27 protein-coding genes and 1 riboswitch are annotated in these 26,733 nt (G+C 36.4%); of the genes, 13 read left to right on the top strand and 14 right to left on the bottom strand.

Annotated features, from left to right (window positions below; genetic code table 11):
- Positions 1–8: 8 nt before the first annotated feature.
- The 4 genes from MHB75_RS03565 to MHB75_RS03550 all read right to left on the bottom strand — a co-directional run bounded on the left by MHB75_RS03565 (position 9) and on the right by MHB75_RS03550 (position 4,537).
- Positions 9–1,289 carry a restriction endonuclease subunit S gene (locus MHB75_RS03565; RefSeq protein ID WP_340995957.1) on the bottom strand — a complete coding sequence of 427 codons (1,281 nt, stop codon included), beginning with the start codon at positions 1,287–1,289 and terminating at the stop codon, positions 9–11.
- A complete protein-coding gene (locus MHB75_RS03560; RefSeq protein WP_340995956.1) occupies positions 1,286–3,298 on the bottom strand; it encodes a type I restriction-modification system subunit M in 2,013 nt (670 codons plus the stop codon). The genes MHB75_RS03565 and MHB75_RS03560 overlap by 4 nt, the downstream gene beginning before the upstream one ends.
- Before the next feature lie 196 nt (positions 3,299–3,494).
- Entirely contained in the window at positions 3,495–4,199 is a 705-nt protein-coding gene (gene deoD / locus MHB75_RS03555; RefSeq protein ID WP_325942809.1) for a purine-nucleoside phosphorylase, read from the bottom strand.
- 116 nt (positions 4,200–4,315) lie between these two features.
- On the bottom strand, positions 4,316–4,537 hold the full coding sequence (locus tag MHB75_RS03550) for a YozE family protein (RefSeq protein WP_340995955.1): 222 nt from the start codon (positions 4,535–4,537) through the stop codon (positions 4,316–4,318).
- A 131-nt stretch (positions 4,538–4,668) separates the two neighbouring features.
- Here MHB75_RS03550 and MHB75_RS03545 point away from each other — a divergent pair, with 131 nt between their 5' ends.
- The 4 genes from MHB75_RS03545 (at position 4,669) to MHB75_RS03530 (ending at position 9,835) form a co-directional block, all read left to right on the top strand.
- The gene (locus MHB75_RS03545) at positions 4,669–6,471 is read left to right on the top strand and encodes a methyl-accepting chemotaxis protein (RefSeq protein WP_340995954.1); all 1,803 of its coding nucleotides are present in this window, start codon (positions 4,669–4,671) and stop codon (positions 6,469–6,471) included.
- Between the two features lie 181 nt (positions 6,472–6,652).
- Entirely contained in the window at positions 6,653–7,228 is a 576-nt protein-coding gene (locus MHB75_RS03540; protein WP_340995953.1) for an SH3 domain-containing protein, read from the top strand.
- Between the two features lie 142 nt (positions 7,229–7,370).
- A riboswitch (SAM riboswitch) is annotated at positions 7,371–7,477 on the top strand.
- Between the two features lie 77 nt (positions 7,478–7,554).
- The gene (locus MHB75_RS03535) at positions 7,555–8,676 is read left to right on the top strand and encodes an aminotransferase class I/II-fold pyridoxal phosphate-dependent enzyme (RefSeq protein ID WP_340995952.1); all 1,122 of its coding nucleotides are present in this window, start codon (positions 7,555–7,557) and stop codon (positions 8,674–8,676) included.
- Positions 8,669–9,835 carry a PLP-dependent transferase gene (locus MHB75_RS03530; RefSeq protein ID WP_340995950.1) on the top strand — a complete coding sequence of 389 codons (1,167 nt, stop codon included), beginning with the start codon at positions 8,669–8,671 and terminating at the stop codon, positions 9,833–9,835. Before MHB75_RS03535 ends, MHB75_RS03530 begins: the two co-directional genes overlap by 8 nt.
- A 46-nt stretch (positions 9,836–9,881) precedes the next feature.
- Here MHB75_RS03530 and msrB read toward each other — a convergent pair whose 3' ends face one another.
- From msrB to MHB75_RS03505, 5 genes are all read right to left on the bottom strand, one after another.
- A complete protein-coding gene (gene msrB / locus MHB75_RS03525) occupies positions 9,882–10,316 on the bottom strand; it encodes a peptide-methionine (R)-S-oxide reductase MsrB (RefSeq protein WP_340995949.1) in 435 nt (144 codons plus the stop codon).
- Positions 10,306–10,842 (bottom strand): peptide-methionine (S)-S-oxide reductase MsrA, encoded by a 537-nt coding sequence (gene msrA / locus MHB75_RS03520; protein ID WP_121176645.1) that lies wholly within the window; start codon positions 10,840–10,842, stop codon positions 10,306–10,308. Before msrA ends, msrB begins: the two co-directional genes overlap by 11 nt.
- Positions 10,843–10,860: 18 nt before the next feature.
- Entirely contained in the window at positions 10,861–11,442 is a 582-nt protein-coding gene (locus MHB75_RS03515; RefSeq protein ID WP_340995947.1) for a YpmS family protein, read from the bottom strand.
- A complete protein-coding gene (locus MHB75_RS03510; RefSeq protein ID WP_340995946.1) occupies positions 11,435–12,247 on the bottom strand; it encodes a GDSL-type esterase/lipase family protein in 813 nt (270 codons plus the stop codon). Before MHB75_RS03510 ends, MHB75_RS03515 begins: the two co-directional genes overlap by 8 nt.
- Positions 12,248–12,404: 157 nt before the next feature.
- A complete protein-coding gene (locus MHB75_RS03505) occupies positions 12,405–13,244 on the bottom strand; it encodes a DegV family protein (RefSeq protein ID WP_340998546.1) in 840 nt (279 codons plus the stop codon).
- 186 nt (positions 13,245–13,430) lie between these two features.
- Between MHB75_RS03505 and trhA the strand changes: the two genes are divergently transcribed.
- Positions 13,431–14,069, top strand: a complete 639-nt coding sequence (gene trhA, locus MHB75_RS03500) for a PAQR family membrane homeostasis protein TrhA (protein WP_141274125.1) — start codon at positions 13,431–13,433, stop codon at positions 14,067–14,069.
- A 251-nt stretch (positions 14,070–14,320) separates the two neighbouring features.
- Here trhA and MHB75_RS03495 read toward each other — a convergent pair whose 3' ends face one another.
- The gene (locus MHB75_RS03495) at positions 14,321–15,385 is read right to left on the bottom strand and encodes a CAP domain-containing protein (protein ID WP_340995945.1); all 1,065 of its coding nucleotides are present in this window, start codon (positions 15,383–15,385) and stop codon (positions 14,321–14,323) included.
- Between the two features lie 50 nt (positions 15,386–15,435).
- The gene (folA, locus tag MHB75_RS03490) at positions 15,436–15,906 is read right to left on the bottom strand and encodes a type 3 dihydrofolate reductase (RefSeq protein WP_340995944.1); all 471 of its coding nucleotides are present in this window, start codon (positions 15,904–15,906) and stop codon (positions 15,436–15,438) included.
- A gap of 167 nt (positions 15,907–16,073) precedes the next feature.
- Here folA and MHB75_RS03485 point away from each other — a divergent pair, with 167 nt between their 5' ends.
- Positions 16,074–16,370, top strand: coding sequence for an SLAP domain-containing protein (locus MHB75_RS03485; RefSeq protein WP_068454048.1), 297 nt, complete (start codon positions 16,074–16,076; stop codon positions 16,368–16,370).
- A gap of 45 nt (positions 16,371–16,415) precedes the next feature.
- On the opposite strand, the gene MHB75_RS03480 is transcribed toward MHB75_RS03485, so the two are convergent.
- Positions 16,416–17,375, bottom strand: coding sequence for a thymidylate synthase (locus MHB75_RS03480; protein ID WP_340995941.1), 960 nt, complete (start codon positions 17,373–17,375; stop codon positions 16,416–16,418).
- Positions 17,376–17,460: 85 nt separating this feature from the next.
- Positions 17,461–18,798, bottom strand: coding sequence for a uracil-xanthine permease family protein (locus MHB75_RS03475; RefSeq protein ID WP_068454054.1), 1,338 nt, complete (start codon positions 18,796–18,798; stop codon positions 17,461–17,463).
- 254 nt (positions 18,799–19,052) lie between these two features.
- Between MHB75_RS03475 and MHB75_RS03470 the strand changes: the two genes are divergently transcribed.
- From MHB75_RS03470 to MHB75_RS03455, 4 genes are all read left to right on the top strand, one after another.
- Positions 19,053–20,024 (top strand): aromatic ring-hydroxylating dioxygenase subunit alpha, encoded by a 972-nt coding sequence (locus tag MHB75_RS03470; protein WP_340995939.1) that lies wholly within the window; start codon positions 19,053–19,055, stop codon positions 20,022–20,024.
- Positions 20,025–20,780: 756 nt separating this feature from the next.
- Complete coding sequence (locus MHB75_RS03465; RefSeq protein ID WP_340995938.1) at positions 20,781–21,086, top strand: hypothetical protein; 306 nt, start codon at positions 20,781–20,783, stop codon at positions 21,084–21,086.
- A gap of 24 nt (positions 21,087–21,110) precedes the next feature.
- Positions 21,111–22,103 carry an MFS transporter gene (locus MHB75_RS03460; RefSeq protein WP_340995936.1) on the top strand — a complete coding sequence of 331 codons (993 nt, stop codon included), beginning with the start codon at positions 21,111–21,113 and terminating at the stop codon, positions 22,101–22,103.
- Positions 22,104–22,376: 273 nt separating this feature from the next.
- The gene (locus tag MHB75_RS03455) at positions 22,377–22,745 is read left to right on the top strand and encodes a hypothetical protein (protein ID WP_340995935.1); all 369 of its coding nucleotides are present in this window, start codon (positions 22,377–22,379) and stop codon (positions 22,743–22,745) included.
- Positions 22,746–22,916: 171 nt separating this feature from the next.
- Here MHB75_RS03455 and MHB75_RS03450 read toward each other — a convergent pair whose 3' ends face one another.
- Complete coding sequence (locus MHB75_RS03450; protein ID WP_340995934.1) at positions 22,917–24,212, bottom strand: hypothetical protein; 1,296 nt, start codon at positions 24,210–24,212, stop codon at positions 22,917–22,919.
- Positions 24,213–24,403: 191 nt separating this feature from the next.
- Between MHB75_RS03450 and MHB75_RS03445 the strand changes: the two genes are divergently transcribed.
- The 3 genes from MHB75_RS03445 (at position 24,404) to MHB75_RS03435 (ending at position 26,712) form a co-directional block, all read left to right on the top strand.
- Entirely contained in the window at positions 24,404–25,183 is a 780-nt protein-coding gene (locus MHB75_RS03445) for an amino acid ABC transporter substrate-binding protein (protein ID WP_340995933.1), read from the top strand.
- Between the two features lie 111 nt (positions 25,184–25,294).
- Complete coding sequence (locus MHB75_RS03440) at positions 25,295–25,954, top strand: amino acid ABC transporter permease (protein ID WP_087680570.1); 660 nt, start codon at positions 25,295–25,297, stop codon at positions 25,952–25,954.
- Between the two features lie 11 nt (positions 25,955–25,965).
- Positions 25,966–26,712 (top strand): amino acid ABC transporter ATP-binding protein, encoded by a 747-nt coding sequence (locus MHB75_RS03435; protein ID WP_141274133.1) that lies wholly within the window; start codon positions 25,966–25,968, stop codon positions 26,710–26,712.
- Positions 26,713–26,733: the final 21 nt, after the last annotated feature.

Genomic DNA, 26,733 nt, shown 5'->3' with positions numbered 1-26,733 from the left:
CACCTCACTTAATCAAGTTCCATATCACGTACATCAATTTTACCTGTTACAGCTTCGTAGATTAAAGATTGACGGTATTCTTTTAGTTTTTCAATTTGCTTTTCAACAGATTTTATTACATTATCCATTTCTGATATTTTACCTTCTAAATAACTAACTATTTCTTTTTGTTCTTCAAAATGTGGAATAGGTACTTTCAAATTTTTAATAATGCCTAAATTTACCCTTGAACGTGTTGTACCATTTGCAAAAGCTTCTGCTTGGGCGATAGTAAAAGGGGTGTTCATAGCGTAATTAATGTAGGCATTAGAGTAATTTTCTTTTAATTTTAATTTAACACAATCTGCAACAATAACATATTTTTGGAACATATTAGGTACAACTGCTGATCTAGCGATTGGAGAAGCCATTTTCGCTATAACTAAATCATCTGGATATGCAGTATGCCGTCTTAACTGTTCTGATTTTTCTTCACTTACATAATTCATATTATTAATTCGTAATTTGCCATTCTTAATATTATTTAATTGAATAACTGGTACTCCTGAGTCGACATATTCTTCATTTTTTAAATCCGAACCAAACGGCCCATCTACAAATGAATTTTTCTTTTCACTGGCAATATACTTTAAAGGTAATATTGACCAATGCTCAGGAATCTCACCAATCCACTCAACACCTGAATCTTTCATTTTCACATTTGGATTTAAACCTTTTGTTACTGCTTCTGTGATGATAGATTGGCGTTGTTTTTCTAATAATGAGATATATTTTTCTTTAGAATTAATTAGATAATTTAATTGTTTCACCTTTCGATCTAAATATTTCACTATTTTATCTTGAACATTTATCATTGGGAATACTACTGGAAACTCAGAGAGCATAGGTCTTCGCAGTGAATCAACTGTTGATTTTGCGCCACCCATTAATACTTCAAATTTCAAATTAGACATTACGTAATAGTATAGGTACTTACCTAATACATTTTTAAATTTTGTAAAAACATATACTCGTTGATGTGCAGCAAATTTACCCTCATAATAATGAAATACTTTCCCCACACCCACTCCATCTCCAGCTGTCATAACCGCTTCTTCATCATGTGTAAATTCATTTAAACTTTCAATATGCGGTGAACGTACAAAGAATGGATATTTTCCATCAGGTATTTTATCTTGAGTATCTTTACTTCCTGTATTAATTTCGCATAAATATTTCAGCTTTAACACTCTCCAATTTTCTGGTAAATCACCTAACCATGGCACATCTAATTCTTTAATCTTACTCATCCCATCACCTTCTTCAACTGCTCAGCAATCTCCACTTCTAATGTACGAATTTCGTCCATAATTTCTGCTGAACTGCGTAATGCTGTATATTTATAGAACTGACGAGTGAAAGGAATTTCATAGCCGATTTTTGTTTTCGAGTGATCAATCCATGCATCCGGTACGTGTGGCAATACTTCACGTGCGAAGTATTCTTCGATATCTTCTTTCAATGGCACACTCTCTGTATCACGTAAGTCAGTGTCTGGTTCAATATCCTTTTTATTTTTCATACATACATCGGCTGTTTCATCTTTTTCAGATAAACCGTTTAAAATCGCTTTTAATACAGATGCACCGAGTTTAATAGTTGCTTCTGCTAACGCATCTTTTAAAATCTTCGTAAATACTTCACGATTTTTGTATACTTCATCGCTTTCTAATGTGCGTAAGACATGCAAGATTTGCGCTTGAAGTTTTTTACCTTCTTCTATTTCAAAGTGCGCTGCGTCACCTTTTTTCTTTGAAGTTGCTAAGTTCGCAAATCCTTTTTCTTCAACGACACGTGCTAGACGTTCTTCACTTACTTGGAAGTTTAAGCGTAATGGACGTTCTACTGTAATCTTCGCATACCCGAAATCTTCATTATCAAAGATTTTCACAGATTCATTTGGTTGTGCATCGCCATATAAACGAACGATTTCATTTAACTGATCTTCTCTAATTTCGTTACGTTTACTACCCATTGATTTTTTCATTTTTTTATAGAAATCGACCGCATTAATTAAGCGTACTTTTCCTTTTGATAACGGTGCCTTGTTGTTCGTTAAAATCCAAATATATGTTGCGATCCCTGTGTTGTAGAAAAGATCGTTCGGTAATGCGACGATACCTTCAACTAAATCATTTTCTAACACATATTTACGGATTTCACTTTCACCAGAACCGGCATCCCCTGTAAATAAAGGAGAGCCATTCATAATAATCGCTAAACGAGAGCCTTGTGGGTTTTCTGGCGTTACATCTTTCATTTTTGAAAGTAAGTGTAGTAAGAATAATAACTGTCCATCACTTGTACGTGGTGTCCCTGGACCGAAACGACCGTCAAAGCCTTGTTGTTCATGCTCTGCTTTAATTGGTTTCTCGTATGATTTCCAGTCAACGCCGTATGGAGGGTTTGAAATTAAGTAATCAAACTTATCTGTCGGGAATTTATCGTTGGATAATGTATTCCCTAAACGAATATTCGTTGCATCTTCCCCTTTAATTAATAAATCTGCTTTACAGATGGCATATGATTCTGGATTGATTTCTTGACCGAAAAACTCTAAATGCGCTGTTGGATTAAGATTTAATAAGTATTCTTGTGCTACAGACCCCATGCCACCTGTACCAGCTGCTGCATCATATAACGTTTGCGTTAAGCCTGGTTTCGTTAAAATATTGGCATCATCATGTAAGAACAGTAAATGTGTCATTAAACGAATGACTTCACGTGGTGTATAGTGATCCCCTGCTTCTGCATGTTCACTGAAACGACGGATTAATTCTTCAAATACATAACCCATTTCAACATTTGATACCGTTTCTGGATGCAAATCTAATTCGCTGAAGCGTTTAATCGTTAAATATAACAAGTTATTTTGATCTAACTTATCAATTTGGCGGTCGAAATCGAAGTGCTCCATAATATCACGTGCTACTTTTGAGAAGCCATTAATGTAGTCACGTAAGTTGTCTGCGATGTTATCTGAATCTGTTAACAGTTTTTTGAAATCATATTTACTAGTATTGTGGAAGTTTTGTTTTGATACACGATTTAAAATCGGCTCACGTGCTTCCTCGGACATTGTCGCAAACTGTTCAGCTTTCGCTAATACTTCTTCTTTTGTACTTTCTAATACGCAGTCAAAACGTCGTAACACTGCTAATGGTAAAACGATTTTACCGTAATCTTCTGGCTTATATGGTCCACGCAAAATCTCTGCAATTGACCAAATGAAGCTTACTTTGTCTTGGAAATTAATCATGTGGTTTGTACCTCTTTTTATTAAATTAAGCTTTTATAAAATAGCTCTTTACATACTCATTATATCCATTAGCACACATAAATGTAACAGGTCATTTTCAAACCATAAGATAGTTATTCATAACTTTCAAAATAAACACCACACAAAAAACCACACACAACCTTCAGTCGTGTGTGGTTCATTCATATAAATCCTATTAGTCTTGAATCGCTGCTTCAAGTGCCACAACCATCATGTCTTTGAACGTTGTTTGGCGTTCTTCTGATGATGTTGCTTCACCTGTGATTAGGTGGTCAGAGATTGTTAGAATTGATAATGCTTGTGCATCGTATTTTGCTGCTAGTGTGTAAAGTGCTGCTGTTTCCATCTCAACTGCTAGTACACCATAGTCTGCTAGTAGTTCGTTTGGATTTTTGTCGCCGTAGAATAGGTCCGCTGTGTATACGTTACCTACACGTAGGTTTAAGCCTGCTTCTTTACCTGCATTGTAAGCTTTTAATAATAGATCGAAGTCTGCGATTGGTGCGAAGTCTAAGCCACCGAATTGGATTTCGTTCATTTTTGAGTCTGTTGTAGCACCTTGTGCGATGACAACGTCACGTACTTTTACGTCGCGTTTTAATGCGCCTGCTGTACCTACACGAATTAATTTTTTACAGCCATAATCTTTCATTAATTCTGTTGCGTAGATTGAGATAGATGGAACGCCCATGCCTGTTCCTTGTACAGATACACGTTTACCTTTATATGTACCTGTGTAACCGAACATGTTACGTACGTCGTTATATTGTTTTACGTCTTCTAAAAATGTCTCTGCGATAAATTTAGCGCGTAGTGGGTCTCCTGGTAATAATACGATTTCTGCGATTTCGCCTTGTGCAGCGTTAATGTGTATGCTCATGTTTTTCCCTCACCATTCCTGTATATTTTTGAAAACAAATGCTCTTTTTAACTCGCTTGGAAGTCTTCATTCTATGCTATTGTAACTTAATGTCTGACATCTGACAATCTAAAAACTTATTTTTCGCGCTCTACGTATAATACCCAAAAATCATCGAACGTAATCGCTGTCATATCAGAGTCTGCGGCTTCCTCAATGTAACGAGAAAGTTCATCAAAGTCCTCCGATTGTTTTGGAAAGGTATGATCTAAAAACATCGCTTCTGCAAATCGTGCAAAAACATCATTTTTACCTCCTCCTCTGTAAGTTAATGCAAATTGATAGAAACTATGTCGCATATATATTCTCCTTAACTAGTAAATTAGAATTGGTTTTTTGAAATTTTTGTATGGCTTTTTTACTTCTTTTTCCGTAATATATAGAATAGATAGAAAATTTCAAATTACGTAAAGTAGGTGACACGATGGTTATGACAAAAAAGAAAGTACCCACTTCTAAAAAAGCTACGAAACGGAGTAAGAAAAGTTCTAAAAACAATGCCACTCCCAAAAAATTTTTAAAATCGTTCAAGGTTCTTAAATTAATTCGTGGGCGTGTAGTACTTGTTTTCGCAGTCCTCTCCATTATTTTAGTAGCGATGCTTATTGTATCTTACAATAATACAGAACGCTTGAAAGATGAACTCCAAACACTGACGGGTAAAAATGTAAATCAGCAAATGCGCGTCAATTTACTCGCTGGTGAAATTGCACAACTATCCAACTTAGAACAGAGCTTTATTATAACAGGTAGCGATGTATATCTTGGACAATATGAAGAACAAAAAGAAACAATTGATAAAACACTTCAAGATTTACATAAAGTCTTTAATAAAAAAGGTGATGCGCGTGACCGAATTGATTCGATTGATCAATTTTATAATAACTATTTAACCTATTCTAAACGCGTCATTGATGTTCGTAAAGAGAGTGGTTTAGATGCGGCACAACGAATTGTTCAGATTGGAACAGGCGCTAAAGCTATGTCGTATGTAAATATCCACATAGACATGATGAATAAGGTATTAGCTAAAAATACAAAAGCGCAAATTAAAAAAGTAGAAAAAAGCACGGAAGTTTCGATGATTATTTTCTTCGTTTTAACACTATTATCGATTATTCTCGTATTTATGTCAGGTACAGCGATCTTCCGTACAATTAAAGTGAATACGCACAAAATTAATCGTTCATTATTGGATATGGCAAGTGCAGGTGGTGACTTAACAAAACGTCTTGAAATTAAAAATGACGATGAATTTGGTCAAATCTCTGCTAGTACAAACACATTAATTGAGTCGATTGCGAATTTAGTGCGAAAAGTCAGTGCTTTAACAGAGAATGTATCTGCAAGTGGCCAACAACTGACTGCTTCTGCACAGGAAAACGCGACAACAATTCAACAGATTGCGAACTCAACTGCGGAAATCGCAGAGAGCAGTGAACAGACGATTCGTTCAATGGAGCAATCATCTAACAAAATGTCACATCTAGAAGAAACAACACTGCAACTGAATGATGATGCACAGGATTTACGTCAAACTTCAGCGACAATGCGTGAAGCAGCAAAAGAAGGACAAAATAAAATCCAACAGTCTGCAAAATCAATGATGGAGATTGAAGAAGTTATTGCGAATACGAACCAAACTGTCACAGGTCTTGGTGAAAGTTCTGAAGAGATCACATCGATTATCGGAACGATTACGAGTATTGCTGAACAGACGAACTTACTTGCCTTAAATGCGGCGATTGAAGCGGCACGTGCAGGTGAACATGGTAAAGGTTTTGCGGTTGTAGCAGATGAAGTCCGAAAGCTTGCAGAACAATCACAACGCGCTGCAAGTGAAGTAGCAACGATTGTACACACGATTCAAGACGAGATTTCGGTCATGGTCAAGCAAAATGAGGCTGGCGTGTCGAAAGTCATTCAAGGGGTCGAAATTACGAATGAAACGATTCAAACATTCGATGCCATTACACGCGAGACAGAGAAAACGATTCGTATTATTGAAAACATGGTAACGCGAATCGCTGAGACGAAGAATGTCAGTCAAGATGTTATGCAGTCGTTCATCGCAGTCAACTCGATGGCTGAACATACAGCACATCAAGCAGATCAATCGGCAGCGGCGGCTGAACAAGGCTCTGCATCTATTCAAGAAATTTATGCATCTTCAGAAGAATTGTCACGCCAAGCAGATTCATTACGCGATTTAGTTCAACAGTTTAAAATGTAATCTGACCAAAGACTAGGCTAGCTAAGTATTTACTTTGCTTCTGTCCTAGTCTTTGTTTTTTTATTTCCATATCAAACGCCCTATTTTTCATAAAATAACATTTTTCCAGCAACATAAACGGATATTCCCTATTCTTTTTTGATAAAAAGTGCTAGTATAAGCAATCGAGGAGTGATTCAAAATGAAATTAACAAAATACGTATTAGCATTTGGGATGTTAACAGGTGCTACTCTACCTTATACCTTACCTGCTACGGAAGCTTTTGCTACCACAAAAAAAGAAGGTGTTGTGTCAAAAGACGTAATCGTACGTGCGGCATCTACACCAAAATCAAAAAATCTTGGTACATTAACAAAAGGAACAAATGTTACGATTTATAAAGAAACAACATATTGGTACCAAGTGAAGTTCAATAATAAATTGGCTTATATTTCAAAAGATCACGTGAAGTTGAATACAAAGAAAAAACCAACAACAAAGAAACCAACAACAACAAAGAAACCGACAACAACTAAAAAACCAGCAACTGACACACTTGTATCAAAAGTTCCTTCAAAAAAAGCTGCAAATGCGACAATTAAATCGAATGTATATTACTATAAAACAGCTTCAACAAAAGGAAAATCACTTGGTATTTTGAAAAAAGGTACGAAAATTCATGTGAATTCTACAAGTAAATTCGGTTGGGTTGAGTTCGACTTCAATGGTCAAAAGAATTACGTCTACAAAGACTTTGTAACAATGACAAAAAAATAATCAAATGGGAATCGTAGTTTAGACTACGGTTCTTTTTTTATCTTCTCTAAATTCTGAATAATTATTTAATTTAGCTTGAAATTTTGCAGTTTGCATGGTAAGATTCCATTAATTGACTAATAATCGATTAATTAAATAGGTTTTCTTATCGAGAGAGATGGAGGGACATGGCCCGACGAAATCTCAGCAACCCCCTCTTTAAAGGGACAGGTGCTAAATCCAGTAAGACGCAGTTCTTGAAGATAAGAAGAATCACTCTTACTTAGAGTTTTCTTCTTACTATTAGAAGAAAACTTTTTTTATTACACAAAAAAAGGATGAGGACAATGACAAAAATCGAAACACTTTTAACTCAGGTGGGAACACATACAGATGAAAAAACAGGTGCAATCAACGCCCCAATCTACCTTTCAACTGCTTACCGCCATGTAGGTCTTGGAGAATCAACAGGCTTTGATTACACGCGTACAAAAAATCCAACGCGATCGGTATTAGAGGAGGAATTTGCACGTTTAGAAGGCGGAGATGCTTGTTTCGCCTGTAGTAGCGGTATGGCTGCAATTCATTTAATCCTCTCGCTATTTAAAACAGGTGATGCAGTGATTTACCCGGAAGATTTATATGGCGGCACATACCGACTGGCAACACAATATGAAGCACAATATGGTATTCAAGCAATCTTTAACGACTTTTCATCTCTTGAGGAGGTGGAACAACTTGTCATTGAACATCCTGTTAAGGCGATTTTCTTAGAGACGCCGACGAATCCTTTAATGCAGGAAATTTCTATCGAAGAATGTGTGAAAATTGCGAAAAAACATGGCATTTTATTGATTGTCGACAATACATTTTTAACACCTTACTATCAACGCCCAATTGCGTTAGGTGCAGATATTGTTATGCATAGTGGCACAAAATATATTGGTGGACATAATGATGTATTAGCAGGACTGGTTGTGTCAAAAGGTGCTGAACTAAGTGAACGTCTTTTCTTACAACATAATGCGATTGGTATGACACTCTCACCTTTTGATAGCTGGTTACTACTTCGCGGTTTAAAAACACTACACCTTCGTATGAAACAACATACAGCAAATGCTCAAGTAATTGTAGAATTTTTACAGAAGTCGCCACATGTACGTGACGTTTTATATGCTGGACGCGGTGGCATGGTATCCTTCCGCCTGCAATCTGGAAAACAGATTGATCCATTCTTACGTAATTTAAAACTGATTGCTTTCGCTGAAAGTTTAGGCGGTGTTGAATCATTTATTACGTACCCAACAACGCAAACACATGCAGACATTCCGGAAGAAATTCGCAATGCGCGTGGCGTAGATGATTCACTTCTTCGTTTCTCGGTTGGCATTGAGGAAGCAGAAGATTTAATTGCGGATTTACAAAACGTATTTAACGTATTAGAAAGCGAGGCTGTTGTACATGACTAAAGAACAAATTGAAACAACGTTAATTACAGGTGCTACAAAACATGATTACGAAGCAAAATCTGGGGCTGTTAATGTACCGATTTACGCTTCTTCTACCTTTGACCAAGAGCATTTCGATGCTTTTGGCCCATATGATTATAGTCGTTCTGGTAACCCAACGCGCGATGCACTTGAGCGAACAATTGCACAGCTTGAAAATGGTTCACGTGGCTTTGCTTTTGCTTCAGGAATCGGTGCCATTTCAGCAGCTTTACTTACATTAAATGCTGGTGACCATATTGTTGTAACGAACGAAGTATATGGTGGTACTTATCGCTTTGTAACAACGCTTTTACCGAAGTACGGGATTACGCATACCTTCGCTGACTTCACGGATTTAGAAGCGATTGAAACAGCGATTCAGCCGAATACAGTTGTACTCTATGCTGAAACACCTGCAAATCCACTGCTTGGGATTACGGATTTAGAAGGTGTCGTTAAAATTGCGAAGAAGCGCCAATTAAAAACATTCGTTGATAATACATTTATGACACCTCTTTATCAAAAACCACTCGACTTAGGAGCAGACGTTGTACTGCATAGTGCGACGAAGTTTTTAGGTGGTCATAGTGAAGTCATTGCAGGGCTCGCTGTCACAAAAGACGAAGAACTCGGTCAAGCGATTTACGCGATTCAAAACGGGATGGGCGGTATTCTTGGACCACATGACTGCTTCTCTGTCATTCAAGGAATTAAATCATTACATGCACGACTTGAGATGTCGTCACGTAATGCACAAAAAATCGCAGAATTTTTACAACAACATGAAGATGTAGTCGATGTTTACTACCCAGGATTACCGACACATCCTGGTTATGACATCCATAAGCGTCAAAGTACTTCTGGAGGTGCCGTTCTATCATTTAAACTACCAACTCGTGACTTCACAAAAGTATTTGTAGAAAGCATGCAAATCCCAATCTTCGCTGTCAGTTTAGGTGGTGTCGAGTCGATTCTCTCGTATCCTGTTACGATGAGTCACGCCGCCATTCCACAAGAAGAACGTGAAAAACGTGGCATTACAGATGGTTTACTTCGTCTATCTGTTGGACTTGAACATGTTGACGATTTAATTGCAGATATTTCACAAGCACTTGAAAAAGCAAAAGTAACTGTATAAATAGAAAAAGAGGACTTCAGCGTGAGCTGAGGTCCTCTTCATTATTTTATTTATTAAATAGTACTAGATATCTACCGTAACCTTCTTTTTCTAAGTCAGCAACTGGAATAAAGCGAAGTGCCGCTGAATTGATACAGTAGCGTAGGCCGCCTAATTCTTTCGGACCGTCTGGGAAGACATGTCCTAAATGTGAATCTGCTTCCTTACTACGCACTTCTGTACGAACACTAAGTAAGCGACGATCTTCTAATTCTGTCAATTCTGTTTCATCAATTGGTTTGGCAAAAGCAGGCCAACCACAACCTGAATTGTACTTATCTGTTGAAGAAAATAATGGTTCACCCGATACGATATCCACGTAGATTCCCTCTTCAAAATGATTATCATATTCATTTTGATAAGGTGGCTCTGTTCCTTCTTCTTGTGTCACGTGATATTGTAATGGTGTTAATTCTTTTAAACGTTCTTCTTTATTTCTCATGTTGAGTCCCCCAATGTTTCTCTTGAAAAGCAGCGCGTCCTGAACCGACATGATAGCGTTCATAATGCTCTGGATTTTTACGATAATAATATTGATGGTATTCTTCTGCTAAATAGAATTTTTTCGCTGGTAAAATCGGTGTGACAATCTCATGTCCGAACTTACCAGAGGCTTGTAACTTTGCTTTTGACTTCTCTGCAATGCGTTTTTGTTCTTCTGTTGTATAGAAGATAGCTGTTCGATAAGATGAGCCACGATCATAGAATTGCCCGCCTTCATCCGTTGGGTCGATTAATGTCCAAAATGTTTCCACTAATTTCTCATAGGGATACACTGTTGGGTCATATTCAATCTCCACCACTTCATAATGACCTGTTAAATCGAGGCATACCTCTTCGTATGTTGGATTTTCTGTATGTCCTCCAGAATAACCTGATAGGACTCGAATAATCCCTTCTTCTTTATCAAAAGGCTTTACTAAACACCAAAAACATCCACCTGCAAAAATTGCTTTTTCAGTAGCCATCGATTTCACTCCTTTTCATTATTTTTTAGGAATAACGATTTGTAGCGTAATTTCTTTTTTCTCTAGATTAAAGGTTTTCGCACGTAAATGCGCTGTTCCTACACCATCAATTGGTAAATTGAATGAAGATAGGTCAATATAAGCTGTTTTCTCGCTCGGTTGAATTGTCAACCATTCGGGTAAGCCACCACTATCTCTTACCAATTGTAAAGCTGTTCGAGATGGTAAATCAAGCATTCCGACTTTTACATTTGTTTGATATAACTCTAAATTCCCTTTATCGTCTACTTTTGGTTCAAAAGCAAGCGTAACAGGTACTATAACACCTAATACTTCTACATTACTTTTTAAAATCAATTCCTTATTTACTTCTAACCATAATTGAATATTCTTTGTATCATTTGAATTCTGAATGAGTGTATTCGCCAAATCTTCGAATTCTTTTGGTGTTGTTGAAATATTAACACTACTACCTGTTCGATTAATCGCTTCTGGTTTTGGCATGTCTTCTTTACCACTTAACATTAAAATAATAAGTGCAGCAAACCCAAGTATAATTAATGTTAAAAGTGTAAGGAATGCCACTTTCCATTTATTCATTTACTGTTTCTCCCTTCATCTTCATGCGACCGTTTGATTTTTTATAGACACTTACTGTATCCAATGTCTCAAAAATACGATTCTTCATGTTTGTATATCCTTTTGCATTCGGATGAAAATAGTCATCGCTATAAACTTCTGCTCTATTTGTATGAAATAAATCTACAGTTGGTACAAAAATGGCATATGCATCTTTTTCTACGATATTTTTCATATCTTGATTCCATTCATCTAGAATTTTTTCAAACTCAGATGTGTCTTCTGCATATACAGTTAAAGGATTATACACGCCTACAGCAATAATTGGTGCTGTTTGATTTTGCGCACGAATTAATTTAAAAATTTCTATATAACGTTTTTCATAATTCGGGCGTTCTCTATCAAAATGCTGTCTTTCCAAAGTGGTGAAATTTTCTCTTAAAATTTTCATCAAATCATTTCCACCTATCGTCATCGTAATGATGTCTGCTTTTTTTAATGCATCATTGATTTCACCACTCTTTAACTGCGTGAGTAATTGATCTGAACGTCTACCCTTTTTAGCAGTTTGCGTAATGTTAACTTTCTCAACGCCATCCATTTTTTCAGGCATCTCTTTTGCAAGACGCCCCACATAACCACCTGCATCTTTTTCATCTCCAACACCTACAGTTAAGGAGTCACCTAATGCAACTAGTTCAATCTCTTTTTTAGGTAATACTTTTTCTCGACTAAATACCCCTGTATCACGAATTGCTTCCGTTGCGCTACAGCCTGTCAACGCGAGTAACATGAAGGCGAGTAGAAGTATATGATACTTTTTCAAACACGTTCCACCTTTCTGAACCGAAAAAGAGAATCGCCCTGTTGTGCGATTCTCATCTCTTTCATTTCTCAATAAACGATTCATCGATTGAAAACACATACAAAACGTCTTAACTTCCTTTTATTGTAACAATGTTTTCTTTTATTTAAAAGGGATATTATTCAGTATAGTAACAAAAACCAATTGCGCCAGGACCTGTATGTGTACTAATAATTGGTGAGGTAAAACTGTGCTTTAAATCATTGAATCCACTTTTTTGAATTTGTTCGGCAAGTGGTTCGGCCATCTTCATACCATTTGCGTGTTCAATCGTCACGCCAAGTACTTTTTTGCCTGTCGTATCTTCTTCAAATTGCTTAAACAAATACTTTGTAACGGCTTTGTAGCTACGAACTTTTGTCACAAGGTTATATTCGCCACCTTCTAAGTTCGCAATTGGTTTAATATTGAGTAAAGAACCGATTAGACTCGTCGCTTTACCGATTCGTCCGCCTTTTACCATGTTTTCTAATGTATCAATTACTACGTAAAGGTATGTATTTTGTCTTACATGTTCAATACGAGCTAAGATGTCATCTAAATGTTGACCTTCTTGCGCCATTTTTGCTGCTTCTAATACTTGGAACCCTAGCGCTCCAGATGTAAAGCGTGAATCAACAACCGTTACATGCGCATCTGAAATAGCTGCGGCTGCCTCTGCAGATTTCACAGTACCACTCATACCACCTGTCATCGTAATGACTAATACTTCATCGCCATCTTTACCAAGCTCATTAAATAATTCTTCGAATACACCTACTGCTGGCTGTGAGCTTTTTGGTAACTCTTTTGACTCTCCCATACGCTCTAAAAACTGTTCAGGTGTAATATCAACACCGTCTATATATGTTTGTCCATTAAATTGAATTGATAACGGTACAATATGAATATCATACTTTGCTATATCTTCTTTTGTAATTCCACTTGTTGAATCGGTTACGATATGAATACGTCCCATTTCTAGCACATCCTTTAAAATTTGCCTTCGTGCATCTTGTTGTGTTTTTGCACAATGAGCTTTCTTATTTTCTATTTTACTTTCTTTTGTCATGTTATACATGTGACAAATGTCAATTCTTTTTAAAGTTAAATTGTTTCATAATGGAATTATCACAAGTTGTTCAAATTTAAGGAGGGATGCATCATGAATGGTGCACTAGATGATTACAAAACAAAGAGAGAGGAATTTTGGAATGCTATTACACATGGTATTGGATTCATTCTCGCGATTCCTGCCTGTATTCTTCTTATTTTGCAAGCAGAAAAGATGGAATCTCCCCTCTACATGATGAGCTTCACGATTTTCGGGATTTCAATGATGATTCTCTTTTTAGCTTCCACTTTATTGCATAGCGTACCAGAGCGCTATAAAAAAATCTGTTCGATTATTGATCACTCGTCCATTTATATTTTAATCGCAGGAACTTATACGCCATTTGCGCTACTTGCAATCGGCGGGAAATTAGGTTGGGCGATTTTCGCATTAGAATGGGGTTTAACAATCATCGGCATAGTATTCAAAGTATTCTTCATTCATCGCTTTGAAGCATTATCGCTCATCTTTTATATTGCGATGGGCTGGGTCATTATTTTCGCATTCAACCCCGTCATCTCACATATTACGATGAACGGGTTTTGGATTCTATTAACAGGCGGTATTTTATATACTGTTGGTGCTTACTTCTATGCGAATAGAAAAATTCCTTATAACCACGCTATTTGGCACCTATTCGTTTTAGGCGGTAGTGCGATGATGTTCATTTGTATAATTGGATATGTTTAATTGAGAAGGTTGGAGTAATATCCAATCTTTTTTATTTTGGGATAGAGAGATGTAGAGAGGCACTCGCTGTTCGATTCGGGACATTCGACCGGCGAAACGGGACATTCGGAGAAAAAATTGGGTCACTCGTCCTTCAATTCGGGACATTCGCTCGTTCAAACAGGACATTCGAGGGCGAAAAGGGGTCACTGCCCCTATCCATACCCAAAAGAGAAATCCCATACAAATGAGATTTCTCTTTTCTACTTATATTATTGCTGTGCAAAGACTTGCGTTGCGACAGAGCTATACCAACCAGTTGTCGGACTTTTCACTACGCCCACGCCTACGCGATTGTAATTTTTATTGAGAATATTGGCTTTATGTCCTGGTGAGTTCATCCACATATTCATATATTGCGCTGCTGAACTCGCTCCTGCTGCAATATTTTCACCACTTGCCCAGCACCAGTAATTCCATTGATTTACAAGTGTATAGTAAGGACCATACGTACTTGTTGCATAATGTGAGAAGTAGCGATGTGTCACCATATCATATGCACGAAGTACGGCGATTTTTGATAATGTTTCATCTTTCACTAATGGTTGTGCGCCAACTTTAGCACGTTCTGCGTTCATAATCTTTAAAATTTCGTCTTGCTGTGCCTGAATTCCCTTTGATACAAAAGGATCGATATACGGTGGTGCTGTAATCCAACCACTCGCAATTTTAATACGCTTATTTTTAATCGACGTACCTTCTACTTTTGAAATACCATATGTAGCTACACCACTCGATATTTTGGTAGAAGATGTTGCATAGACTGGCTTTGTTTCATGAATAAATACATAGTCCCCGACAAGACCTGTTTTAATCCAATGATTTGCTGATGTTTTATACCAGCCGCCTGTTGATTTTTCAATTAATGATAGAGTCGTACCCGCTTTTTTCAGTGCATGACGACCATAACCACCTTTTACCGTGAAAGGTCTTGTATCTTCTTTTAGTTTATAACTTTTGGCTTTAACGATTACTTTTCTTTTTACTTTCAAAGTTTGTTTTTTTGAAATAGTAACTTGATACATATATGTGTATGTCCCAACTTTATTTGTGTTGGCTTTGCCTGTTATTTTAATTTTCTTTGTAAGGCTCTTACCTTTTGCATCAACAGCTGTTACACCTTTTTTTGGATCAAATGTACTTCCAAGTGTAATTGTTTTTGTTGTTGCCCCTTTAATTGCTGGCTTTGTTGCCGCTTGTGCAGCTGTACCAATTGTACATGTCATCAACATCGCAAATAGTACAACATATAGAACTTGCTTAAATGTGTTTCGCATCCTATTTCCTCCTACTAAAAAAACACTATACTACAATAGTAGTACAGTGCTTATCTTTTTTCATAAATTGTGTAACGGAAAGTAAAACCATTCGCTTCATGGTTTTCCGTTGTAGTCTTTTCTACCCAATCTTCATATGATGGGAAAAATGTATCGCCTTCAAATGAATAGTCGATTTTTGTAATGTATAGACGGTCTGCTAATGGCAATGCCTCTTTAAAGATTTGCTCGCCGCCAATCACCATCTGTTCTTCTGCATCTTTTGTCAGCTCAAGTGCTTCTTCTAAACTATGTACAATTTCTGCTCCTGCTGCTTCGTATGCCTTGTTACGTGTAATAATAATATTACGACGCCCCGGGAGTGGACGACCAATTGACTCAAATGTATTGCGTCCCATAATAATTGGTTTTCCCATTGTTTTTTCTTTGAAATACGCTAAATCGCCTGGTAAGTGCCACGGCATTTCGTTATTCAGACCAATTACACGATTATTATCGTGTGCTACAATTAAAGAAATCATCTCTTTACACCTCTCTTTCTATCCTCTCTATTCTAATAGAAGAAACATTGGATTTCACTCTTTTTCTCTATAATGAGTAATACATACTAAAAATAGTAACTTTTCACACAATCTTAACTTTTGTTTTTCGATTTTTTTTGCTACTGTTAAAAAAAGGGAGTGAGTAAATGAAACTACTATTTGAACAAACTTGGGATAGAACCATTTCACATCAAGATCGCACATTAATTGAACAAATTTTCGAATATTGTAATAAGGATGTGTGCTATACACATATTCGAACAGCGATGAACCACAAGAATGAACAACTTGTCACATTACTTGTTCATAATACAACAGATTACACCATTACATTCCAAGAACGTTTTGTCCGCTTTGGTGATTTAGAGGGGATCTTTACGATTCCTAAACTAACTATTCCTCCTTATACAAGCATGCCCTGGACTTTCATTTTCAAATCATAACTAAAAAATCAGCTAGTATGCAGAACATCTAGCTGACTTTTTGTATTACACCGCAATTGGCGCTTTAATACTTGGGTGCGGATTATACCCCTCGATTTTTAAATCTTCCATTTCATAATCAAAAATAGAGGACTTCTCTTCATTTAATACAAGTGTTGGCAATGCGCGGTGTTCACGTGACATCTGTTCTTCCACTTGTGTTAGGTGGTTTTTATAGATGTGTGCATCACCTAAGGTATGAATGAACTCGCCTACTTCTAAACCACATTCTTTTGCGATTAAATGCGTTAATAGTGCGTATGAAGCGATGTTGAATGGTACTCCTAAAAAAACATCTGCTGAGCGTTGATATAATTGGCACGATAATTTTCCGTCTGCTACATAGAACTGGAATAATGTATGACAAGGTGGCAATGCCATGTCATCTACTTCGGCTGGATTCCATGCACTCACAATATGACGACGAGAGTTCGGATTTTCTTTAATTGACGTAATGACTTGTTTAATTTGGTCAATCGTTCCCCCATCTGCTGATGGCCATGAGCGCCACTGTTTACCATAAACAGGTCCTAAATCTCCATATTTTTCAGCAAATGTCGCATCTTCTACAATACGTTCTTGGAATATACGCATCTGTTCCGCATAAACTGGCGCAAAATCTTCGTCTGTTACAGCACGACGTCCGAAATCTGTCATATCAGGTCCTGTGTATTCCTCGCTTGTCACCCATTTTTCAAATGCCCACTCATCCCAAATATGATTATTTTGTGCGATTAATGTACGAACATTCGTATCGCCCTTTAAAAACCATAATAACTCTGTCGCAATTAAGCGAAAAGCAGTACGTTTTGTTGTTAAAAGTGGAAAACCCTTTTGTAAGTCAAAGCGCATTTGATAACCGAATGTACTCCATGTACCTGTACCTGTACGGTCTCCTTTTGCATGACCTTCTTCTAATATATGTTGGCAAAGCTTTAAATACGCCTCATCTACGTGATTCTTCATTGTCATTCTCCTTAAAACTGTTTGTGTTTCATTATAACAAAACGAAAGGAACCGTACCATCCTTCATACGATTCCTTCCATTACTTTATTCTGTAATAGCGTGTTTTGCTGCCTCTGCTTGATCTTCTTTTGAAGCTGGAATAATTAAGTTTAAAATTAGTACTGCGATTGCACCAACAGCTGTTCCTGATGATAAGATGTAATTCACGAAGTCAGGTACACTACTCATCACTTCTGCTGGAATCCCCATTGTACCAATTGTTAAAAGGATTGGAATCCCGATGACCATCATATTACGGTCATTAATTGTTACTTTTTGAATAACTTTTAAACCGTTCATGATAATCGCCACACAAACAATACCGAAAATAGCATTAATAACTGTCAGTGGTACACATGTAATAATTGTCGCTAATTTTGGCATTAAGCCTAGTAAGACTAAAATAATCCCTGCTGCAATGATTGCGCGTTTACTCGCTACTTTTGTAATTGCGATAATCCCTGCATTTGATGAATAACCTGTCATTGGTGTACCACCAGCGATTCCACCAACGAAACAGCCAAGACCTTCACCAACTGCTCCTTTATTTAAGCGTTTTTCATTCAACTTTTCGCCTGTTACGGTTGATACAACGAACCATGTACCTGTTGTCTCAATTAAGATAATGAAATAAATGAATACCATCGTTAAAACAGCTTGTAAATTAAACTCTGGTTTACCGAATGGGAATGCTGTCGGTAGAGAGAACCATTTCGCCTCTGCTACTTTCGCAAAACTAACTGAACCGAAGAATGATGCAACAATCGTTCCGACAATAATCGCAATAACAACAGACGTTAAACGGAAGAATGTACCTGAACCACTCGTTTTTCTACCTAATAACATCATAACGACTAAGACAATTGCTGTTACTGCCGATACGATTAAGTTTGTTTTTACATCGCCGTCATAAAGACTTGTAAAAGCTGTCGGCATTAATGAGATACCGACAATAACAATCACTGTCCCACCCACTAATGGTGGAATGATTTTCTTAACGGTTTTCGCAAATACTTTTAATGGATAACCAAGTAATGCAATTAACAATGCACCAGGTAATAATGCACCGAATACAGCTCCTAAACCTAATTTACCGCCAATGGCTGCAAGGGCACCAACTGGAATGTATGATGGTCCTTGAACAACAGGTAGTTTTAGTCCCCCAACCGTTTGAATCAGTGTTGCAATCCCTGCTGCTAAAAAGCACATTTGTACGAAGAAAGATGTATCACTGCCTAATGCAAGTAAGCTCGCGATGATGATCGGTGCTATGTATAAATCCATGGCTAATACATGCTGTGTGCCAAGTAAAAAAGCTCTCCCCCATCCAATCTTTTCATTCACCCCAATAAAATTGTTCGTGTTTTCCTTTGGATTCTCCACTTGAACTGCTCCTTTAATTTCAATTTACGTCTTAACAAGTTGTATGTACATCTTTTAAAATAAAGGGATTCGATTGTTCCCTTTCAAAACTATATTTGCATTATACAAACGTTTTTTTGAATTGTAAACACCAAAATACAAACATTATTAAAATTTTAAACTTAAAATGTTCGTGTTTTATATTGACGACTCCTTTCTCTATCCTATAGAATAAAGCTATACCATTTAGCTAGTTAAGGAGTAGATGTACATTGATGAAAGATGAAGTTTTGCGTAACGATTGGATTGTCGTTTGCAAAGAGGAAGATATAAAAGAACAGCCATTACAACAAATCGTACTTGGGGAACGTATTGTATTATTCCGTAACCGTAAAGGAATTCATGCATTCAAAGATTTATGCATTCATCGCGGGGCAGCATTATCGCTTGGTTGTGTAAAAGACGACCAATTAGTTTGTCCATATCATGGATGGCAATATGATGATGAAGGTCATTGTACGAAGATTCCACAATTACCTGAAGGCAAACAAATCTCGCAAAAAGCACAGGCATTCAAATATGGTTGTAAAGTAGCTTATGGCTTTGTATGGGTAAATTTAAATAATAATAACCCTGATTTCTTCCCATATGAAGAAGTTACGGGCGGTGAGTTCCGTAATGTATTATGGGGACCACAATCTGTGGAAGCAAAACCACCACGTATTGTAGAGAACTTCTTAGATGTTGGTCACTTAGCGTTCGTACACGAGGGCTACTTAGGTGTACAAGACAAACCTGTTATTGGTGATTATCGCGTGATTACAGAAGACGAACGTATTTACACAACACCAATTGATGTCTTCCAACCTGATCCAGATGGTTCTGGACAATCGAAGAACGTGTACTATACATATGAAGTATTACGTCCTTTAACCGTTCGTTTCACAAAAGAAGAACCAAATAACGGGACGAAGATGACAATCCTTCTAACAATCAAACCAGTTGAGGAATTAAAGTCGGTTGCTTACGGTATTTTGTCGTTCAATTATGAAACAGGACAAACAGATGAGGAGATTGTTGCTTTCCAAGATATGATCTTCGCACAAGATAAGCCAATTGTTGAAAATCAAAAACCTGAAGAACTACCACTTGATTTACAAGCTGAATTATCGCTAAAATTCGACAGATTAAGTATTGCATATCGCCAATACTTGAAAAAAACGGGCGTTACACTTGGCGTTGAATAATACTCATATCCAAATCGAGAACTAGAAAACAACTTACTTTACTACAAAAAGGAATGTAACAGCTGTTACATTCCTTTTTTCTGTTTTATAACATTTTTGATATGGAATATTTTATAAATTAAACGTATTTAATTGAGAATTTATTTAAAAAATACTCAAATTAGAGTAATTTTAAGATGAATTTTTTGTGCATATTTTTCAAAAAATATCCTTTTATTTATAAAAAAACTTGTAATTTTTGGAAAAAAACGAGCGCAAAACGCTAAAAATAAAAAATTTTTCACGAATTTAGGGGTTGATTTTTTAAAAGTTTTACACGTTATTATTTTCTTTCCCAGAAAGTCTCAAAAATCAATCTTTTATTATTAATAATAATTCTTTTTCATCTATTTATCGAGCTTTTTCGACACGCTACTAACACATCTCTAAAAAACCCATTGTATTAAGGTTTAATATTTTAGAACTAAAATATTTTATTCTAAATTATGACAATACTTTTTTGACCTATTTCCCAGCTACTTTTTTCTTTATAAATAGCGATTTACAGCCAATTCACAGTGTTGACACATTTCTAACCTTCCGTTAATATTTGTACAGCAAACAGCTGCTGCGGCACTTAAAAAAATAAAAAAGGTCTCTCAGTTTTAAAAATGATTCATTCATACATCATATTTTAGCTTTCATACTAAAAATCAAAATATCATTTTTTTAACATTTTACAAATTTAAGCAGAGACTATAGAAAGAGATCCATCAAATGAAAACAAAGAAAAAACTTCATTACGCTTGGGTAATTTTAATTGGTGTAGCTCTAATGGTCGGTTTAACTAAAGCTGGTTTATCGACAATTGGTGGTTTATTCCTAACACCGATTACAACTGATTTAGGTATTGGTATGGGTAGCTTAACGCTATACTTCTCAATCGCTTCAATTGTAACGATGTTCTTCTTACCTTTAGCAGGTAAAATTATTGCGAAATATAATATTCGCGTTGTATTAGTAGTAGCTATGCTATTACAAGCTGGTGGTTTTGCAGCATTCGGTTTAATGAACTCTGTATGAGGTTGGTACATCTTCTGTATCCCAATGTCAATCGGTTCTGTATTCTTAACACAAATCGCAGGTCCTGTTCTATTAAACAACTGGTTTAAAAAACACAACGGTTTAGCTTTAGGGATCATGGTAGCAACTGGTGGTATTATCGGTTCAATCTTACAACCTGCTGCTGGTAACTTAATCGCAGACGTTGGATGGCGTAACACTTACTTCATCTTAGCTGGTGGAGTTGCAGCAATCGTTATTCCAATTATCTTATTAACAATTCGTTTTGCTCCAAAAGATAAAGGTTTACAACCATTAGGTGCTGAAGAAGTAACAAATGCACAAGGAAACAGTGAACCACAAGTAATCAGTGGCGTATCTTTCGCAAAAGCGAAAAAATCAACTGCGTTCATCGCGTTATTTTTATTCTTCTTCATTATTACGTCAATCGCTTCATTCAGTCAGCATTTAGCACCATTCGCTATGACAAATGACTACTCAATCAAATTCGCGGGTACTGCTCTTGGTATCATGCAACTTGGTATCGTAGTTGGTGCACTTTCATTCGGTATTTTAGCCGACAAAATTGGCGCTCGTAACACAGCAATTTTTGCAATGATTTTAGGTGTTGTACCAATTATCATTTTCTTATTAGTTCCACAAAGCCCTGCTATGTTCATCGTAGGTGTAACAATCTTTGGATTTATAACATCTTCATTAGGTACATTAGGACCGTTATTAACTTCTTCATTATTTGGTATGAAGGATTATGCTCAAATCTACTCTCTAGCTGCAATTGGTCTTGCAGTAGCAGGGATCTTAGCGTTACCAGCATACGGTTTCATGTTCCATTTAACAGGTTCTTATAATTCTGTACTATTCGTAGTACTTGCTTTATTAGTAATTAACATCTTCTTAATTATCTGGGCATTGGTTGGCAAGAAAAAATTACTTGCTCAAGGCGCTTGGGAAGAAGTGGCTGTTACAACAGAAGCTCCAAAAGAAGCCGCTGTTACAGCCGAACCAAAAAACGCTTAATTCCTTTTAATAGATAGAAACACATTTTACTCATGTTGTTTTTTATAGAAAAAGAGATTGCCTACGCAGTCTCTTTTTTGTATGACTTTTTTATAAAATAGCAAGCAACTTATGTGTGGGTGCCGAATTTAATGGATTGTAAGGTAGAAGGTGTTGATCTAAACTTATATACTTGCTCTATTTACATCAAGGCATCCTCTTATTCTTATGTTGAGTAAAGAAGTCTTCTCTAACCTTAATAAATCAGAATTCAAGCGAAATTGGAGGATCACTATGAAGAAAAGTTACTCACGTTTATCATTATTGTTTGGTTTTTTAGGTATTATAATTATTTTTCTTGGTATCAAACAATCTTTCATCGTAATGTTTTTAGGAATTGTTCTATTAATAGCTGCATTCGTAATAGGTACGATAGCAATTGTTAAACGTGAACATAGTAGTCTCATTATCTGGTCACTTTTTATTATATTTCTTTTTATATTACCACTGGCAAAACCATCTAATGCTTCTTTCACTGATTGGTTAGCCGTTCAACACCCATTCGATTGCCAAGAAAAAGCATGTGTGTCGAATACAGAAGGTGAAAAAGTAGTAAGTAGAACGTCGGAAGATTATTTTTTCTTCAATAAAAAAAAGTATTAAATTAGAAGATGAAAAAGGAAGGCTTTTCTTATTGAAGGGGTTGGCATTCTTGGTGGGTACACAACTTTTACATATAAGCCTGTATTTGAATAATAACAATGAAACCTTCAAAATATGTCATTTCGTAACAAAAAATCGGAACCACGCCACAGCACGGTTCCAATTTTTTATTTACTTCAATTCTTTTTTCATCAAATCATAGCCACTCACATCATGCATGAGTTGTGTAATCAGCTGTTCTCTTGCTTCTTCATTAAATACTTCAATTTCTTCATTAGAATCATGTAGATAGTTTTTAGGCCATGATTTTTCGCGCTCTTTTTTTAATTCATTTAAAACAGCTTGATTCAAAGCAATCTCTTTTTCTTCTGCATCTACTGCTTTATAAAAAGCTTCATCAAAACGATACTGTGCTTCTGCCCACTTGCCTTTTGACTGTTGAATGGCTTGGCGAGCTACATCGATATAGATTTGTTCAGTTGGTGCTAAATCTGTCACTTGTACTACCTCGTAAGTTACGCTTACTCCTTCTTCAGTATCTAATGTGATGGTTTGCCCCTCTTTCACAGATTCAAGAGTCGACCATTTACGCTCTAAATATTTCGGTAATAGTGCATCATCTTGTATTAGCGTTAACATCGTTCCGTCTTTTGCTTCTAGTCGAATTTTTTGATCATGCTTATTTAAATGGTTTGGTTGAAACTGTGCAACTGCTTTTATACGAACAAATGGTAGTAAATCATCAAACAGTGCTGGTTGCGTATTATAAAGTAAATTCAAGTGGTAGGCTGCTTCACTAAATGGATGTGCGCCTTGTTCGTAATATTGTTCTTGAAGCTTCGGCTGTTTTTTCATCCAATTTTGAACTAATGGAAAATACAGCGCATGCTGAAATTGTTCTTCTTTCGGAATCTCATTCCACTCTCGTTTGTTATAGGCTTGAATTGATTCCTCACTCGCATCTTTATAGTCTCCCTCTTTATTAAAACCATCTTCATTAAAGCCTTGTCGATTATAACCATAGCGGTCATAACCATCTGCATCATATCCTGCTGCATCATAACCATAACGGTCGTATGGCGCTCTAAAATGCGATGGTTTACCTTCATGTGTAGTACCTTCTTTATTTATACCTAAACGGTTAAAACCATCTGGATCATAACCTTCTCGATCAAAACCATTCCGGTTATAACCACGTCGATCATACCCTTCTTTGTCATACCCTTCTTCATTAAAGCCTTCTTTTTTTACATAACTTGCGATGGTCTTTTCTATTTGTTTTTGACTTTCTTCTATATATATGGTGTAACTTTTATATTTCATCTCATTCATTATGAAATCTTTTGATAATGTATAATTTTTGGCTTGTTGTTCTGTACGTGTATACTCTTTGTTGTCTGCCGATTCTGTACAACCAGTTAATAGTAAAGTACCGCACAATAAACTAGCTGTAACGATTTTTTTCATACAATCCTCCTCTTTTTTGACTGTACGTTTACAGTAACAAAATGGTAGTTGGTTGTAAATGTAAATCCAAAAGTTCTTATTATTTTTCGTAAAAAGCTGTTGTCTAATTTCGTCTTTTAATGTTATACTATATTCACTTACTAATACATTAGCACACTAAAGTGTTTACTTAAAAAAGGGAGCGAATACATATGAAAAAGATGGGACTTATTTTTACGCTACTACTTGCTTTGTCAGTTATTTTAGCAGGTTGTGGCACATCAAAAGCAGATAGCTCAGATAAAAAAGAATTGGTAATTGGTGTTGATGATCAATTTGCACCAATGGGATTCCGAGATGACAAGAATGAACTAGTTGGTTTCGATATCGACTACGCAAAAGCAGCAGCGAAAGAAATGGGTTATACAGCGAAATTCCAACCAATCGACTGGTCAACAAAAGAAGCTGAATTACAAAGTGGACGTATTGATTTAATTTGGAACGGTTATACAATTACAGATGAACGTAAACAAAAAGTATTATTCTCTAAACCTTACTTAGAAAATGCACAAGTAATCGTAACAAAAGCGGATTCACCAATTAAAAAATTAGCCGATTTAAAAGGTAAAAACATCGGTTTACAAGCACAATCTTCAGCTTCTGAGGCATTGAATGCAAACCCAATTAAAAAAGACGTGAAAAACGTGAGCGAATATAAAGATAATGTGCTCGCACTAAACGATTTAAAATCAGGCCGTACAGACGCAGTCATTATTGATGAAGTCGTTATTGATTACTACATGAAAAAAGAAAAAGGCACATACACATTACTTGAAGAATCTTTAGCACCTGAACAATATGGTATTGGTGTGAAAAAAGGTAATGAAGAATTATTAAACAAGTTACAAAAAGCACTTGATACAATGAATACAAATGGCGAAGCTGAAAAGATTTCAAAAGAATGGTTCGGTGAAAGTAAAGTATTAAAGTAAAAAGGTCGTAACACATCGACAAGTGTGAGAAATTGACACTTGTCGACTTTTTGTGAACACGATACACTTACAAAGGAGCTTTTTACAAGAAATGAGGAGGACAATTTATTTATGAGCTTTGATTATTTTATGTCTGTACTAAAACCTATGTTGACAGGCGCTCAAATGACACTGCTGTTATTCTTTATTACGATTGTTTTGTCGATTCCACTTGGCTTCTTAGTCATGTTGGCACAAAAAAGTGCATTTAAGCCACTTGCATGGTTAGCGCATACATTCGTTTATGTTATGCGTGGTACACCGCTATTATTACAACTGATTGTTGTGTGTTTTGGTCTTCCTGTCATTCCAGGTATTGGCGAATATTTAGTATTAGATCGTTTCACAGCGGCAGGAATTGCATTCGTTTTAAACTATGCAGCTTACTTTGCAGAAATCTTTAGAGGTGGCGTATTATCAATTGATAAAGGTCAATACGAAGCAGCACAGGTACTTGGATTTAATAAATTCCAAACATTAACACGTATTGTCATTCCTCAAATGTTCCGTATTGCCCTACCAGCACTTGCAAATGAGTCGATTACATTAATGAAAGATACAGCACTTCTATACGCAGTGGCAGTTCCTGAACTATTACACTATGCACAGACAGCTGTAAATCGTGATTTAAACTTCTTCCCATTCGTTATTGCGGGTGTCATCTATCTATTATTAACTGCAGTCTTAACATTCATCTTTAAACTACTCGAAAAGAAATTTTCATTTGAATAGGAGGGATTTTCATGGCTATTATTGAAATTGATCGTTTAAAAAAATCATTTGGTCAAAATGAAGTATTAAAAAGTATTACGTTCTCTGTTGAAAAGAATGAAGTTGTAGCAGTGATTGGTCCTTCTGGTTCAGGTAAAAGTACAATGCTTCGTAGTCTTGTACATTTAGAGAAAATTGATGGTGGTTCGATTGTCATTGACGGCGAATATCTTGCAAAAGATGGTCACTATCCGAAAGCAAAGGATATTCGTGCGATTACAGCGAAGACGGGTATGGTGTTCCAACATTTTAACCTCTTCCCACACTTAACGGTTCAAGAAAACTTAGAGATGGCACCTCGTCTTGTGAAAAAACAAGAGAAACAAGCCCTTCGTCAAAAGAGTAGCGAACTATTACAAAAAGTAGGCTTATCAGATAAGGCTGAGGCGATGCCAAATAGTCTATCAGGTGGTCAAAAGCAGCGTGTCGCCATTGCGCGCGCATTAATGATGAACCCTGAACTACTATTATTCGATGAACCGACTTCTGCACTAGACCCTGAATTAACAGGTGAAGTGTTAAAAGTAATGAAAGATTTAGCGCGTGAAGATATGACGATGATTGTCGTAACGCATGAGATGGCATTTGCGCGTGAAGTTGCCGATCGTGTTGTCTTTATGGCAGATGGTGAGATTGTAGAAGCAGGAACACCTGAAGAAATTTTCGACAATCCGCAACACGAGCGAACAAAAGCTTTTTTAAGTAAGAACTACAAATAAAAATAACCCCTATCAAATCGT

It is taken from the genome of Kurthia sp. FSL E2-0154 (genome assembly GCF_038003625.1).
GTDB lineage: Bacteria > Bacillota > Bacilli > Bacillales_A > Planococcaceae > Kurthia > Kurthia gibsonii.
The sequence above is the reverse complement of the archived record's forward strand: the minus strand, read 5'-3'. Positions and strand labels throughout refer to the sequence as shown.

What these genes read in the sequence shown, in the direction of transcription:
- MHB75_RS03565 (WP_340995957.1), bottom strand. Translation starts at nt 1,289, where the DNA reads ATGAGTAAGATTAAAGAATTAGATGTGCCATGGTTAGGTGATTTACCA.
- MHB75_RS03560 (WP_340995956.1), bottom strand. Translation starts at nt 3,298, where the DNA reads ATGATTAATTTCCAAGACAAAGTAAGCTTCATTTGGTCAATTGCAGAG.
- deoD (WP_325942809.1), bottom strand. Translation starts at nt 4,199, where the DNA reads ATGAGCATACACATTAACGCTGCACAAGGCGAAATCGCAGAAATCGTA.
- MHB75_RS03550 (WP_340995955.1), bottom strand. Translation starts at nt 4,537, where the DNA reads ATGCGACATAGTTTCTATCAATTTGCATTAACTTACAGAGGAGGAGGT.
- MHB75_RS03545 (WP_340995954.1), top strand. Translation starts at nt 4,669, where the DNA reads ATGACAAAAAAGAAAGTACCCACTTCTAAAAAAGCTACGAAACGGAGT.
- MHB75_RS03540 (WP_340995953.1), top strand. Translation starts at nt 6,653, where the DNA reads ATGAAATTAACAAAATACGTATTAGCATTTGGGATGTTAACAGGTGCT.
- MHB75_RS03535 (WP_340995952.1), top strand. Translation starts at nt 7,555, where the DNA reads ATGACAAAAATCGAAACACTTTTAACTCAGGTGGGAACACATACAGAT.
- MHB75_RS03530 (WP_340995950.1), top strand. Translation starts at nt 8,669, where the DNA reads ATGACTAAAGAACAAATTGAAACAACGTTAATTACAGGTGCTACAAAA.
- msrB (WP_340995949.1), bottom strand. Translation starts at nt 10,316, where the DNA reads ATGAGAAATAAAGAAGAACGTTTAAAAGAATTAACACCATTACAATAT.
- msrA (WP_121176645.1), bottom strand. Translation starts at nt 10,842, where the DNA reads ATGGCTACTGAAAAAGCAATTTTTGCAGGTGGATGTTTTTGGTGTTTA.
- MHB75_RS03515 (WP_340995947.1), bottom strand. Translation starts at nt 11,442, where the DNA reads ATGAATAAATGGAAAGTGGCATTCCTTACACTTTTAACATTAATTATA.
- MHB75_RS03505 (WP_340998546.1), bottom strand. Translation starts at nt 13,244, where the DNA reads ATGGGACGTATTCATATCGTAACCGATTCAACAAGTGGAATTACAAAA.
- trhA (WP_141274125.1), top strand. Translation starts at nt 13,431, where the DNA reads ATGAATGGTGCACTAGATGATTACAAAACAAAGAGAGAGGAATTTTGG.
- MHB75_RS03495 (WP_340995945.1), bottom strand. Translation starts at nt 15,385, where the DNA reads ATGCGAAACACATTTAAGCAAGTTCTATATGTTGTACTATTTGCGATG.
- folA (WP_340995944.1), bottom strand. Translation starts at nt 15,906, where the DNA reads ATGATTTCTTTAATTGTAGCACACGATAATAATCGTGTAATTGGTCTG.
- MHB75_RS03485 (WP_068454048.1), top strand. Translation starts at nt 16,074, where the DNA reads ATGAAACTACTATTTGAACAAACTTGGGATAGAACCATTTCACATCAA.
- MHB75_RS03480 (WP_340995941.1), bottom strand. Translation starts at nt 17,375, where the DNA reads ATGAAGAATCACGTAGATGAGGCGTATTTAAAGCTTTGCCAACATATA.
- MHB75_RS03470 (WP_340995939.1), top strand. Translation starts at nt 19,053, where the DNA reads ATGAAAGATGAAGTTTTGCGTAACGATTGGATTGTCGTTTGCAAAGAG.
- MHB75_RS03465 (WP_340995938.1), top strand. Translation starts at nt 20,781, where the DNA reads ATGAAAACAAAGAAAAAACTTCATTACGCTTGGGTAATTTTAATTGGT.
- MHB75_RS03460 (WP_340995936.1), top strand. Translation starts at nt 21,111, where the DNA reads ATGTCAATCGGTTCTGTATTCTTAACACAAATCGCAGGTCCTGTTCTA.
- MHB75_RS03455 (WP_340995935.1), top strand. Translation starts at nt 22,377, where the DNA reads ATGAAGAAAAGTTACTCACGTTTATCATTATTGTTTGGTTTTTTAGGT.
- MHB75_RS03450 (WP_340995934.1), bottom strand. Translation starts at nt 24,212, where the DNA reads ATGAAAAAAATCGTTACAGCTAGTTTATTGTGCGGTACTTTACTATTA.
- MHB75_RS03445 (WP_340995933.1), top strand. Translation starts at nt 24,404, where the DNA reads ATGAAAAAGATGGGACTTATTTTTACGCTACTACTTGCTTTGTCAGTT.
- MHB75_RS03440 (WP_087680570.1), top strand. Translation starts at nt 25,295, where the DNA reads ATGAGCTTTGATTATTTTATGTCTGTACTAAAACCTATGTTGACAGGC.
- MHB75_RS03435 (WP_141274133.1), top strand. Translation starts at nt 25,966, where the DNA reads ATGGCTATTATTGAAATTGATCGTTTAAAAAAATCATTTGGTCAAAAT.